This window comes from Pectobacterium sp. 1950-15 (genome assembly GCF_037136835.1).
In the GTDB taxonomy this organism is placed as follows: Bacteria; Pseudomonadota; Gammaproteobacteria; order Enterobacterales; family Enterobacteriaceae; genus Pectobacterium.
Map to the genome: position 1 here is coordinate 238903 of NZ_JBBBQR010000005.1, position 11999 is coordinate 250901.

The following is an 11999-nucleotide window of genomic DNA, read 5'->3' on the forward strand; positions in this document are numbered from 1 at the left end:
ACACAGCCACGCCGCTATCGGCGAGACTGTTATGATTAATGTCCGGGGAAGTCAACCAGACTATAGCAGGTGACACCCATCTCGGTCAGGCGTTGCTCGCCGCCCAGATCGAACAAATTAATGATAAAAGCGGCATCGTTGACCGTACCACCCAGACGACGAATCAATTTCACCGTCGCTTCAAGCGTACCGCCCGTTGCCAGCAGATCGTCGATCACCAGCACATTATCGCCAGCAGAGATCGCATCTGAATGGATTTCCAGCGTATCGGAACCATACTCGAGTTCATAGCTTTCGCTGATCGTCGGACGTGGCAGCTTGCCCGGTTTACGCACGGGAACAAAACCCACGCCCAGCGCTAAAGCAACCGGTGCGCCAAACAGAAAACCACGCGCTTCCGTACCGACAACCTTCGTCACGCCGCTGTTGCGGTAACGGTTCGCCAGCATCTCAATACTGGCCGCATAGGCCACAGGATCTTCCAGCAGGCTGGTGACATCACGGAACAGTATGCCCGGCTTCGGATAATCGGGGATGCTTTTGATACTGTTTTTAATTAATTCTGCCTGCTGCTGCGCTGTTACGGTCATCATAGTTGTGCCTGATAAAACGTTCTGAACATACAAATGCCGGTCACCACAAGGCTTTCATCATCATATGGCATGATGAAGAGGCATTATGACAAAGAGGAAAATGGCGACCCGTGCACGAAAACGGTCAAATCTAGTCAAAGTGACGGACAAATGCAACTATCCACACTCTGGGTGCGTATTTTTTGTATTTCCGTCACAGGATCGCCGCTTATGCTATCTTTTCGGATTCGCGCCCTGCGTTTGTTGTTCTGGATCAAGCACGGGTAAACGAAGCATGAAGGTCAACAAAATAGCCAAAATGACCAATAGCAAGATCCTGACCCAAACCAGTTTGACCAGCCAGAGCGAAAGTGCGAACGTTAACAGAATCATGGTAACCGCCTTCCATTTTGCTCCCGGCGGCAGTGCCCGATGTTGCTGCCAATGGCGCAAATAGCTGCCAAACCAAGAACGGTATAATAGCCAGTCGTGGAAACGCGGAGACGAACGGGCAAAACACCAGGCGGCCAGTAACAAGAAAGGCGTGGTCGGTAATAAAGGCAACACGACACCCAATGTTGCCAGCACAACGGAAACCCACCCTAATATAATCAGCAACACGCGATACATATTCACCTTTATACTTTGTTCGCTACCAATATGTCTTGTCTACTCAATATGTCTTGTCTACGACAATGTCCATCACACTTTATCACCACCTTGCCTGATGGATTAGTTAAGATATCCTCATGCAGTGTATTAAGGCGATGTTGGCTGACGATTATCGATACACCACGCACCGACTCGCTGAATCATCAGCCTTACCGTAAGGGAAACCCGTGAATACGCACCGATTGCTGCAGGCGCTTGAACAACAAATTACTACGCTGGCGAAAGAACTCGAACCGCTGGCGGATAAAGCCGTGCCGCAATCGCGCTTCGATCGCCAGCTTTTTAGCAGCTACGGCACCCGACTACGGGATTATCGCGCCGAAGTTGAGCAAAATTTGCATGCAATAAAACAGCTGGTCGCCGAGCAACGCACCGAACGCGTAGCATTTCTGGCAGAAAAACTGGTCAGCCAGATAGCCGCACTACAGCGCGAACTGGCAACGCAATCATTACGCAGGCAAGAGCAACATGCCGCCCCGCCACCGGAAGATGTGTACCACAAACTGGCAGAACATCAGGATTATGAACGCCGTTTGCTCTCCATGATTCAAGATAGAGAAAGCCTGCTCATCACGCAGACGCTTTTCAGCGAGCAACAGCGGTTACAAAAAGAGCTGGCGGCACTGGAAAGCCGACTATCGCGCTGCCGTCAGGCGTTGTCGCGACTGGAGCGTCAGATCGAACGCCGGGAACAAGGGCTATAGCGCAGCGGCTCGCCGAGGAAAAAGAGGAATGACGTTATGTCACTTGAAAATGCCCCACCCGAAATCAAGCTAGCGGTCGATTTGATTATGTTGCTGGAAGAAAACCAGATCGAACCACGTATCGCGCTGGCTGCGCTGGAGATTGTACGTACCGATTTTGAGAAAAAGCGCTCAAAAGAGGAGAGTGACGTTGAACTCTCTATCAAGGAGAAGTCACTTAAGTGATAAGAGGCATTAGCGCCGTGCAGCGACGGCTTACACAGCGGGTTTACGCAGCGGGTTTACGCAGCGCCGTGCTAAAATGCAGCATATCGATAAAGGCATCCACCAGTGCCGGAGCCTCCTGATCGAGATCGAAACTTTCCGGCATGAATAGCCAGTTCTCCATCACGCCGGAAAAATAGGCACGCAGCGCAATCGCTGCTCGGCGTGGATGAATGTCCGTCGGCAACATGCCCATATGAATGCACTTAATCAGATTTTCTTCAATATCGACATAGCAGGAAAGATAAAGCTCTTTGCGCGCATTATACGATTGCAACATTTCACCGACAAACTCACATTTGTGAAAAGCGATCTCCATAATGGATCGCCAGTGAGTATCACTAACCGTTAAACGCAGCATATAAATCAATAATTCACGCATTACGCGGAGTGGATTATCAGGGAATTTTGTCTGATACTCTATTTCAAACTCACTGATTTTTGACTCTGCCAGCGCCCAGATCTCATCGAAAATTTCGGCCTTGTTCTTAAAGTGCCAATAAATAGCACCGCGGGTCACACCAGCAGCAGTCGCAATGTCGGACAATGAAGTCGCAGACACACCATGCTCAGAGAACACTCTTAACGCGGTATCCAGTATCTGTTGTCGGGTTTCCTGAGCCTGTTCTTTGGTTTTTCGTGCCATGATAATTTGGTTTTTCGTGCCATAACGCTGTATTTGAAGGAAAGTGAGATTTACATACATTCAAGTATGTATGTAACATAGCACGAACATAAGACTATAGCAGCAATGGGTTTTTGGGCTTGTGATCCATTGGTCAATTTCAAATCGGACACTTGAGGTTTATCTATGAACAAAAACAGAAGGCTAACGCCTCTGGCGGCAGTTCTGATGCTTTCTGGCGGCTTAATGCTCGCAGGATGTGATGGCGGCAATAATCAGCAAGGCGGCGCACAGCAGCAGATGCCTGAAGTGGGTATTGTCACGTTAAAAACGGAAGCACTGAATGTCATGACCGAGCTGCCGGGCCGTACAAGTGCTTACCGCATTGCCGAGGTTCGCCCGCAGGTTGGCGGTATTGTCCTCAAGCGCAACTTCGTTGAAGGATCTGACGTTAAAGCCGGTGCATCGCTGTATCAAATCGATCCTGCGACCTATCAGGCAAGCTACAACAGCGCTAAAGGGTCACTCGCTCAGGCCCAGGCCCAGGCTGAAATTGCCCGTCTGACCGTTAACCGCTATAAACCGCTGTTGGGCACCAACTACGTCAGCAAGCAGGATTACGATCAGGCCGTTGCCACTTCTCGTCAGGCTGATGCGGCCGTTCAGGCTGCCAAAGCAGCGGTAGACACCGCACAAATCAATCTGGCTTACACCAAAGTCAGTTCACCTATCGAAGGCCGCGTAGGTAAATCCACGGTAACGGAAGGCGCCTTGGTGGCAACCGGGCAAGCGACGGCATTAACGACCGTGCAACAGCTTGATCCGATCTATGTTGACGTCACACAGTCCAGCAACGATTTCCTGCAACTAAAAAGAGAGCTGGAAAACGGCACGCTGAAACAAAGTGCAGGCAAAGCCAATGTCCGCCTGCTGCTGGAAAACGGTACTGAATATACCGAGGCAGGTACATTGGAATTCTCTGATGTCACGGTAGATGAAACCACCGGCTCCATCACGCTGCGCGCCATTTTCCCTAACCCACAGCACAACCTGCTTCCTGGTATGTTTGTACGCGCACGTCTCGATTCCGGCGTTAACCCGACGGCCTTATTAGTGCCGCAGCAGGGTGTTACTCGCGACCCGCGTGGCCAGGCTACCGCGATGGTAGTTGGGGAAGGCGATAAAGTGGAACCCCGTACGCTTACAACCAGTAAAGCAATTGGTGACAAATGGTTGGTTACCGAAGGCTTGAAAGCGGGCGATCGCGTTATTGTTACGGGTCTGCAAAAAATCAGACCTGGTGCACAGGTGAAAACTAAAGAAGTCGCTCAAGAAAATCAGCAGGCACAGCAAGCGCCAGCAGAACCCGCGAAGTCTTAAGACGTCCTAACAGGAGCCGGTATAATTCATGGCTAAGTTTTTTATAGATCGACCCATTTTTGCATGGGTACTCGCCATCATGGTGATGCTGACGGGGTTGCTGGCAATTGTTAAATTACCGATTGCCCAGTATCCAACGATCGCACCACCCGCGATTGACGTAACAGCAACTTATCCAGGGGCCGATGCATCAACGCTGCAAGATTCCGTGACGCAGGTTATCGAACAGAATATGAACGGTATCGATAACCTGATGTATATGTCATCAAGCAGTGACTCTTCCGGTACGGTTCAAATTACGCTGACGTTTGAGGCTGGTACGGATCCGGACATCGCGCAGGTTCAGGTGCAGAATAAACTGCAACTGGCCATGCCACTGCTGCCGCAGGAAGTACAGCAGCAAGGGGTTAACGTCCAGAAATCCAGTAGCAGCTTCCTCATGGTAGCCGCCTTCATCAGTGAAGACGGTAAAATGTCACAGGAAGATATCGCTGACTATGTGGCCGCTAACGTTAAAGACCCTATCAGCCGTACATCTGGTGTCGGTGACGCTCAGCTGTTTGGTTCTCAGTACGCCATGCGTATCTGGCTGGATCCGAACAAACTGAACAACTATCAGTTAACCGCAACTGATGTCACCGCGGCAATTCGGGTTCAAAACAACCAGATCGCCGCAGGACAATTGGGGGGGGCACCACCGGTTCCCGGCCAACAATTGAATGCCTCGATCATTGCGCAGACTCGCCTGAATTCAGCAGAAGAATTTTCTAAAATACTGCTGAAAGTCAACGCTGATGGTTCACAGGTTCGCCTTAAAGATGTCGCACGCGTTGAGCTGGGCGCAGAAGGCTATGACGTTATAGCCCGTTTCAATGGTAAACCTGCTGCCGGTATCGGTATCAAATTGGCAACAGGCGCGAACGCGCTGGATACCGCAACCGCAGTAAAAGAGGCACTGACAAAAGCAGAAGAGTTCTTCCCTGCTGGCCTGAAAGTCGTTTACCCGTACGATACAACACCTTTCGTTAAGATCTCGATCAACGAAGTAGTGAAAACGCTGGTGGAAGCTATCGTCCTGGTATTCCTTGTGATGTATCTGTTCTTGCAGAACTTCCGTGCCACGCTGATCCCAACCATCGCGGTGCCGGTCGTCTTGCTGGGGACATTTGCCATCCTCTCCGCGTTTGGTTATTCCATTAACACCTTGACAATGTTCGCAATGGTGCTCGCCATCGGGCTTCTGGTGGATGACGCCATCGTTGTTGTGGAAAACGTGGAACGTGTCATGGCGGAAGAAGGTCTGCCGCCTAAAGAAGCGACCAAACGCTCTATGGAGCAGATCCAGGGCGCGTTGGTTGGTATTGCACTGGTACTGTCTGCCGTATTCGTCCCGATGGCGTTTACCGGTGGTTCCACAGGGGCAATCTACCGCCAGTTCTCCATCACCATCGTTTCTGCGATGGTACTGTCGGTGCTGGTCGCGTTGATTTTGACGCCAGCGCTTTGTGCAACACTGTTAAAACCAATTGCTAAAGGCGACCACGGCGAGAAAACAGGCTTCTTCGGCTGGTTCAACAGACTGTTTGAGAAAAGCACGCATCACTACACCGATAGCGTAGCCAATATCCTGCGCAGCACAGGCCGTTATCTGGTCATTTATCTGCTGATTGTTGTCGGTCTGGCCTTTCTGTTCTTACGTTTGCCGACATCCTTCCTTCCAGACGAAGATCAGGGTGTTCTCCTGAACATCGTTCAGTTGCCTTCAGGGGCAACGCAGGAAAATACGCAGAAAATCATGGACAGAATGACGAACTACTATCTCGAGAATGAGAAAAGTAACGTTAAATCTGTATTTACGGTGTCGGGCTTCGGATTCTCTGGCCGTGGGCAGAATGTCGGTCTGGCCTTCGCCAGCCTGAGTGACTGGAGTGAACGAAGCGGCGCAGAAAATAAAGTTATGGCCATTGCAGGCCGAGCAAACGCAGCCTTTAGCCAATATAAAGAAGCTATGGTTTTCGCAGTCAACCTTCCTGCGATTATCGAACTGGGTACCGCAACAGGTTTCGACTTCCAGTTGATTGACCAGGCTAACCTTGGGCACGCAAAACTGACGGAAGCACGTAACCAACTGCTAGGCATGGCGGCACAACGCCCTGATACGCTGATACAAGTTCGTCCTAACGGGATGGAAGATACACCGCAGTTCCGTCTCGATATCGATCAGGAAAAAGCACAGGCGCTCGGCGTGTCGCTGTCGGATATCAGCTCAACATTGGCAACCACGCTAGGTGGTTCTTATGTAAATGACTTTATCGATCGCGGTCGTGTGAAGAAAGTGTACGTTCAGGCCGATGCGCCTTTCCGTATGCTACCGGATGACATCAAAAACTGGTACATCCGTGGTAGCAACGGACAAATGGTGCCATTCTCTGCATTCACGCAGAGCCACTGGGAATATGGTTCACCGCGTCTGGAACGTTATAACGGCCAACCATCCATGCAGATCCAAGGTCAAGCCGCGCCAGGTAAGAGTACCGGTGAAGCCATGGCATTGATGGAAAATTTCGTGACCCAATTACCGCAAGGTATCGGCTACGAATGGACGGGTATGTCCTATCAAGAGCGGTTATCTGGCAACCAGGCACCTGCAATCTATGCGATTTCACTGATTGTTGTGTTCCTATGTCTGGCAGCGCTTTATGAGAGCTGGTCAATACCGTTCTCCGTCATGCTGGTTGTTCCATTGGGGATCATCGGTGCATTGATTGCGGCAAATATGACAGGTCTTGAAAACGACGTTTACTTTAAGGTGGGCCTGCTGACAACCATAGGGCTATCCGCGAAGAACGCCATATTGATCGTCGAATTTGCTAAAGATCTGATGGAAAAAGAAGGGAAAGGACTGATAGAAGCAACGCTGGATGCCGTTCGTATGCGTTTGCGCCCAATCCTGATGACATCACTGGCCTTTATCCTCGGCGTAATGCCGCTGGTAATCAGTAGTGGTGCAGGTTCCGGTGCACAGAACGCCGTTGGTACTGGCGTAATGGGCGGGATGATTACCGCAACTGTGCTGGCTATCTTCTTCGTTCCGGTGTTCTTTGTGGTTGTCCGCCGTCGCTTCGGCAAGAAAGTAGACGACACAACAGCGCACTAAGACTGAACATACGCACATATCTACTCTAAAAGGCCGCCTAGCGGCCTTTTTTATTTCCCCACCCTTCTCCCTTCCAAATGATTAACCCGCATCAGACAACGCTGTTCACAGCGTTATCCGTGTCTATAGTGACTTAGGGGATACCGCTGCCCCAAGACAACATAATGGTTGATCATGATGCCAAAAAAGCGCAACATAATGCATATGTTATAACATAACAAAAGAGGCAAATATGAAAGCAGGTATTCATCCTGACTATCGCACGGTGGTATTTCATGATACCAGCGCAGATGTTTATTACAGGACAGGATCAACGATTAAAACCGATCGAACCATTGAGTTGGAGGGTACCAACTACCCTTACGTCACCATTGACGTATCTTCGGCATCGCATCCCTATTACACCGGGAAGCAAAAAGAATATTCCAAAGAAGGCAGCACGGCGCGCTTCCAGCAGCGCTTTGGCAACTTCTTCAAGTAATCAGAGAGGGTTATTAAATGCAGGTGCTTAGTTCGCTGCGTTCAGCAAAAAATCGTCACAAGGATTGTATTGTAGTCCGTCGTCGCGGGCGAGTTTACGTTATATGCAAATCCAATCCGCGCTTTAAGGCCGTGCAAGGCGGAAAAAAGAAAAAAGGTTAATCTTTCTCGACCCCATCCCGATACAGTCTGTGTTATGGCGTTAACAAGACTGTACGGGATGCACGCATGAAAAAACTTCTGAAACAATAAGATAACCAGTACCAACCTCGCTTATCCACTACACAATCCCTTCGCATTCCTTCTGTCATTTCTCATATTTTCAGATAGAAATAATTAAATAATCAGCAGCCGAGTTTATTCTATGCTCATTGTTACAACAAAAAATATGAGGATTAATCAAAATAGATAGCGGTAAAAACCTTACCTATTATCAGCGAACTTTACGAACGCTTTTGCTATAGTCATATATAGAATGACGTAACCGTAACCAAGACGGTACAGCTATACTTAAGGTTAAGTCATGATAGATTGGTATTTACGCCAACCCTATTTCGCGACATAGTAGAGAGTAGGAGGTATAAACATCTCTGTTGTCTCATTCATTGCGGAACAAATCACAATCGCTCAACGCTCTGTCTGTCACAACATGAATACGAAACAGCGTTAACGTTTTATCTTGCAAGTTTCATCAGTCTACCTGTTTACCAGGTGTTAACCGCAGTAACACTGAATAACGGCTTAACGGAGGGATTGATATGGATGAGTACACACCAAAACATTATGATATTGCCCAACTCAGATTCTTATGTGAGAATCTGTGTGACGAAAGCATAGCAACGTTAGGCGATAGCAGCCACGGCTGGGTCAATGATCCAACATCTGCGATCAATCTCCAATTAAATGAACTTATTGAGCATATCGCTACGTTTATTCTCACATTTAAAATAAAATACCCTAACGAAAGTGAGCTTTCAGAGCAGGTTGAAAAGTATTTGGATGATACTTACGTCTTGTTTAGCAACTATGGTATTAATGATGCTGAACTGCGGCGCTGGCAGAAGTCCAAAGCAAAATTATTCGGAATGTTCTCAGGGGAGAACGTCTGTACGCCTGCTAAAACTTAAGCAATAATTTATTTATATTTTTTAACCACCAGGTACTGTTTGCATAGGCCATTATGAAAAAAATCGACTATTTGATGCGTTTGCGTAAATGCACAACCATTGACACCCTCGAACGCGTTATTGAAAAAAACAAGTATGAACTCTCCAATGACGAACTGGAGATGTTCTTTTCCGCAGCCGATCATCGTCTGGCAGAACTGACGATGAACAAACTTTATGACAAAGTGCCTACTGCGGTATGGCGATACGTCCGTTAATTCCCAACGAAACGTATACAAAAACTGACATTAATTACACTGCGCCGATAATATTATCGGCCTTTGTTTTTATTATCTTTTTGGCGTATTAATTGAGTAATAGTTGTAACAAATTGTATTTTTAATATTAAGTGAAAATGAATTTCCCCTCATACCTCTACGTTTATTCCCTCCCCATTTATCATTTACAACAAGCGCATCGATAACATCACTAATAGTATATCCAGTGATGAAAACAGAAGAGGTAATAATTGGCGCAATTATTACCCACCAGCTAAAGATGCACGGTATCCTTCCGAAGAAACGAAGAATGGTAAAACTGAAAGTAGCAGTTCAGATCTTATGTATGCCAGAGAGCAGATTTATGGCAGAAAATTGGCGTATGGCAAAAAGCGTTGGGTTTACGCACAGAAAGAAAAAGATGAAGGCGACGATGAAGCGGCTCTAGAAGAGCAGAAATGGTGGAGGCCCTGCCAGCTACATCCCGGCACACACGTCTCCTGCTGCGGCTGCTTCCTTCCGGACCTGACCGAATCCACAGGTTAGTGTTGCGGGAGAACCGACAGGGCCTCCATTGACGACTTTATAACAGCTCGCTGATAACGACAGCGCGTCACAAAGCGGTGGGCATTATCGGCGATGGGATAAGCAATTGCAAGCTAACACAGACTAACCGTTGTTTTCTTACCCACCCCACTGTGCCACTATGATACCCAATCGGTTTAGGAACAGCAGGAACATCCGCTGATGTCAGAAGAAAACGATAATTTCCGCCAGCGCGTTTTTCAAATCGTCGCGGCCATTCCTTACGGAAAAATAGCGACCTATGGCGACATCGCTCAGCTTGCCGACTCCCCCAGGGCATCAAGGCAAGTAGGAGGAGTATTGAAACGCCTGCCGAAGGACAGCAAACTCCCCTGGCATCGGGTAATCAATCGTAAAGGCGAAATATCGCTGGTCGGTGGAGACTATGTGCGCCAGAAATCAGCGCTGCAAGCAGAGGGAGTTATTTTCAATCGTCAGGGAAAGATTGACCTTGCGAAATATCGCTGGCAATACGCGCCATAACGGCGCGTATCCAGATGAATTACCAGGTTGTCTGTGGTGCCATAGATGACGCAGCAGGCTGCCTCTGAAGCAGATGAGGGGGCTCACTCGCCGGATTGGATATCATTGATCCCTGATTCTTAGCAGGTAAAGGAACAGAAGTGACAGGAATCAGCACCAAATCAGCGTTATTTACCCCGTTGCTGATGACCGGTAAGACGTTCTCCGTCACCATCACGATGCGATTATCGATTGCAATTGCTGCACTGAGTAAGATACGTGCGTTGGGCTGAATATCAGCCGGGTTATACGGTAACTCGAATTGGAAAGGTGCCTGCTTTCCTTCTGTTCGTGTCACACGCTGAGTAATGACTTTTGAAGGCGCATCTGCCAGCGATGCATCAGACACCGTAACGGTTAACACTGCGTGGTGAGGGAGTGCAATGCGCTGACGAATATTCACCGTACCGGTTACCGCTGGCATCGCAACAGCCGGACGCTGTGAAGAAACACTGGTGACAGGAGCACCAGTTTGAGGAGAAACGCCATAATCACTCCTCTGTGCACATGCAGCCAGAGCCATCGATAACGTGATACCGCCTAAGATATGCCATAATTTCATTCGGTCAGTCTCCTTTATTATTGTCAGACTACCGGTATCGAAAACCGGCACTCCTAAATAGTATGATTCACCCAACACAATAATGATGGTGCAAAATTCCGATATTTTTCCAAAAGCCGCATATTTATTGCAGTAAAAAGCCATAAAAAGATATTTTACACATTAGAAAACAAACAGATAACTCGCCATTCTCATCCATTGGGGCCGATACCATGAGTCAACCACTACAACACCTTCTCGACCTCCTGCATTTAGAGAAGCTCGAAGAAGGGCTATTTCGCGGACAAAGCGATGATTTGGGGCTGCGCCAGGTCTTTGGCGGGCAAGTCGTAGGTCAGGCCATGTCGGCCGCCAAACAGACCGTTCCCGTCGAACGTAACATTCACTCTTTCCACAGCTACTTTTTGCTGCCTGGTGACAGCCAGAAACCGATTATTTATGACGTTGAAAACCTGCGCGATGGCAACAGTTTCAGCGCCAGACGCGTCAGTGCCATCCAGAATGGCCGCCCTATTTTTTATATGACGGCGTCATTCCAAAGCCATGAAGAAGGGTTTGAACACCAGAATGTGATGCCAGATGTTGCACCGCCAGAAGCGCTAAAATCCGAGCAGGAAATCGCACAAGACATGCAGCATCTCCTGCCGCCCCGCTTTCGCGATAAGTTTATTCAGGCCAGCCCGATTGAGATGCGCCCGGTTAAATTCCATAACCCACTGAAAGGCGAAGTCGACGAACCAGTGCGGCACGTCTGGTGCCGTGCCAGCGGCCCGCTGCCGGACGACAAGCGTATTCACCAATACCTGCTTGGCTATACGTCTGACTGCAATTTCCTACTCACGGCTTTGCAGCCTCATGGCGTTGGCTTTTTAGAACCGGGTATGCAGGTCGCCACAATCGATCACTCAATGTGGTTCCACCGTGATTTCCGGTTGGATGACTGGCTGTTATACACCGTGGAAAGTACGTCCGCATCCGGTGCTCGTGGCTTCGTTCGTGGGCAATTCTATACTCGGGAAGGTGTGTTGGTTGCATCCAGCGTGCAGGAAGGCGTCATGCGCCGCCGCCAGTAATAAACCTTACGGCAGCCGC

At 48.8% G+C, this 11999-nt stretch carries 14 protein-coding genes and 1 other RNA gene; 10 read left to right on the forward strand and 5 right to left on the reverse strand.

The genetic code is table 11. The features are described from left to right. Nucleotides 1–35: 35 nt before the first annotated feature. Entirely contained in the window at nucleotides 36–590 is a 555-nt protein-coding gene (apt, locus tag WCT94_RS08405) for an adenine phosphoribosyltransferase (RefSeq protein WP_336869081.1), read from the reverse strand. 216 nt (nucleotides 591–806) lie between these two features. Next, on the reverse strand, nucleotides 807–1202 hold the full coding sequence (locus WCT94_RS08410) for a DUF454 family protein (protein ID WP_015839367.1): 396 nt from the start codon (nucleotides 1200–1202) through the stop codon (nucleotides 807–809). Between the two features lie 209 nt (nucleotides 1203–1411). On the opposite strand from WCT94_RS08410, the gene priC reads away from it, so the two are divergent. Next, nucleotides 1412–1948 (forward strand): primosomal replication protein, encoded by a 537-nt coding sequence (gene priC / locus WCT94_RS08415; protein ID WP_336869062.1) that lies wholly within the window; start codon nucleotides 1412–1414, stop codon nucleotides 1946–1948. A gap of 36 nt (nucleotides 1949–1984) precedes the next feature. Then, nucleotides 1985–2173, forward strand: coding sequence for a pleiotropic regulatory protein RsmS (rsmS, locus tag WCT94_RS08420; RefSeq protein ID WP_336869063.1), 189 nt, complete (start codon nucleotides 1985–1987; stop codon nucleotides 2171–2173). A gap of 43 nt (nucleotides 2174–2216) precedes the next feature. Here rsmS and acrR read toward each other — a convergent pair whose 3' ends face one another. Next, nucleotides 2217–2858 carry a multidrug efflux transporter transcriptional repressor AcrR gene (gene acrR / locus WCT94_RS08425; RefSeq protein ID WP_336869064.1) on the reverse strand — a complete coding sequence of 214 codons (642 nt, stop codon included), beginning with the start codon at nucleotides 2856–2858 and terminating at the stop codon, nucleotides 2217–2219. A gap of 165 nt (nucleotides 2859–3023) precedes the next feature. On the opposite strand from acrR, the gene WCT94_RS08430 reads away from it, so the two are divergent. The 6 genes from WCT94_RS08430 (at nucleotide 3024) to WCT94_RS08455 (ending at nucleotide 9238) form a co-directional block, all read left to right on the forward strand. After that, nucleotides 3024–4217 (forward strand): efflux RND transporter periplasmic adaptor subunit, encoded by a 1194-nt coding sequence (locus WCT94_RS08430; RefSeq protein ID WP_336869065.1) that lies wholly within the window; start codon nucleotides 3024–3026, stop codon nucleotides 4215–4217. Between the two features lie 28 nt (nucleotides 4218–4245). Continuing rightward, the gene (locus WCT94_RS08435; RefSeq protein ID WP_336869066.1) at nucleotides 4246–7374 is read left to right on the forward strand and encodes an efflux RND transporter permease subunit; all 3129 of its coding nucleotides are present in this window, start codon (nucleotides 4246–4248) and stop codon (nucleotides 7372–7374) included. Between the two features lie 232 nt (nucleotides 7375–7606). Further along, nucleotides 7607–7855, forward strand: coding sequence for a type B 50S ribosomal protein L31 (locus WCT94_RS08440; RefSeq protein ID WP_181830023.1), 249 nt, complete (start codon nucleotides 7607–7609; stop codon nucleotides 7853–7855). 17 nt (nucleotides 7856–7872) lie between these two features. Then, complete coding sequence (gene ykgO, locus WCT94_RS08445; RefSeq protein WP_005976091.1) at nucleotides 7873–8016, forward strand: type B 50S ribosomal protein L36; 144 nt, start codon at nucleotides 7873–7875, stop codon at nucleotides 8014–8016. 596 nt (nucleotides 8017–8612) lie between these two features. After that, nucleotides 8613–8981, forward strand: a complete 369-nt coding sequence (gene tomB / locus WCT94_RS08450; RefSeq protein ID WP_005976089.1) for an Hha toxicity modulator TomB — start codon at nucleotides 8613–8615, stop codon at nucleotides 8979–8981. A gap of 53 nt (nucleotides 8982–9034) precedes the next feature. Beyond that, nucleotides 9035–9238: an HHA domain-containing protein gene (locus WCT94_RS08455; RefSeq protein WP_005976087.1), complete on the forward strand. Its 204-nt coding sequence runs from the start codon at nucleotides 9035–9037 to the stop codon at nucleotides 9236–9238. Between the two features lie 468 nt (nucleotides 9239–9706). Here WCT94_RS08455 and ffs read toward each other — a convergent pair. Beyond that, nucleotides 9707–9803, reverse strand: an RNA gene (gene ffs / locus WCT94_RS08460) — signal recognition particle sRNA small type. A 182-nt stretch (nucleotides 9804–9985) separates the two neighbouring features. Between ffs and WCT94_RS08465 the strand changes: the two genes are divergently transcribed. Continuing rightward, nucleotides 9986–10306 carry an MGMT family protein gene (locus WCT94_RS08465; RefSeq protein WP_336869067.1) on the forward strand — a complete coding sequence of 107 codons (321 nt, stop codon included), beginning with the start codon at nucleotides 9986–9988 and terminating at the stop codon, nucleotides 10304–10306. Between the two features lie 19 nt (nucleotides 10307–10325). Here WCT94_RS08465 and WCT94_RS08470 read toward each other — a convergent pair whose 3' ends face one another. Then, nucleotides 10326–10907 (reverse strand): YbaY family lipoprotein, encoded by a 582-nt coding sequence (locus WCT94_RS08470; protein ID WP_336869068.1) that lies wholly within the window; start codon nucleotides 10905–10907, stop codon nucleotides 10326–10328. Between the two features lie 212 nt (nucleotides 10908–11119). Here WCT94_RS08470 and tesB point away from each other — a divergent pair, with 212 nt between their 5' ends. Continuing rightward, on the forward strand, nucleotides 11120–11980 hold the full coding sequence (tesB, locus tag WCT94_RS08475) for an acyl-CoA thioesterase II (protein ID WP_336869069.1): 861 nt from the start codon (nucleotides 11120–11122) through the stop codon (nucleotides 11978–11980). Nucleotides 11981–11999 lie beyond the last annotated feature (19 nt).

What these genes read in the sequence shown, in the direction of transcription:
- apt (WP_336869081.1), bottom strand. Translation starts at nt 590, where the DNA reads ATGACCGTAACAGCGCAGCAGCAGGCAGAATTAATTAAAAACAGTATC.
- WCT94_RS08410 (WP_015839367.1), bottom strand. Translation starts at nt 1,202, where the DNA reads ATGTATCGCGTGTTGCTGATTATATTAGGGTGGGTTTCCGTTGTGCTG.
- rsmS (WP_336869063.1), top strand. Translation starts at nt 1,985, where the DNA reads ATGTCACTTGAAAATGCCCCACCCGAAATCAAGCTAGCGGTCGATTTG.
- acrR (WP_336869064.1), bottom strand. Translation starts at nt 2,858, where the DNA reads ATGGCACGAAAAACCAAAGAACAGGCTCAGGAAACCCGACAACAGATA.
- WCT94_RS08430 (WP_336869065.1), top strand. Translation starts at nt 3,024, where the DNA reads ATGAACAAAAACAGAAGGCTAACGCCTCTGGCGGCAGTTCTGATGCTT.
- WCT94_RS08435 (WP_336869066.1), top strand. Translation starts at nt 4,246, where the DNA reads ATGGCTAAGTTTTTTATAGATCGACCCATTTTTGCATGGGTACTCGCC.
- WCT94_RS08440 (WP_181830023.1), top strand. Translation starts at nt 7,607, where the DNA reads ATGAAAGCAGGTATTCATCCTGACTATCGCACGGTGGTATTTCATGAT.
- ykgO (WP_005976091.1), top strand. Translation starts at nt 7,873, where the DNA reads ATGCAGGTGCTTAGTTCGCTGCGTTCAGCAAAAAATCGTCACAAGGAT.
- tomB (WP_005976089.1), top strand. Translation starts at nt 8,613, where the DNA reads ATGGATGAGTACACACCAAAACATTATGATATTGCCCAACTCAGATTC.
- WCT94_RS08455 (WP_005976087.1), top strand. Translation starts at nt 9,035, where the DNA reads ATGAAAAAAATCGACTATTTGATGCGTTTGCGTAAATGCACAACCATT.
- WCT94_RS08465 (WP_336869067.1), top strand. Translation starts at nt 9,986, where the DNA reads ATGTCAGAAGAAAACGATAATTTCCGCCAGCGCGTTTTTCAAATCGTC.
- WCT94_RS08470 (WP_336869068.1), bottom strand. Translation starts at nt 10,907, where the DNA reads ATGAAATTATGGCATATCTTAGGCGGTATCACGTTATCGATGGCTCTG.
- tesB (WP_336869069.1), top strand. Translation starts at nt 11,120, where the DNA reads ATGAGTCAACCACTACAACACCTTCTCGACCTCCTGCATTTAGAGAAG.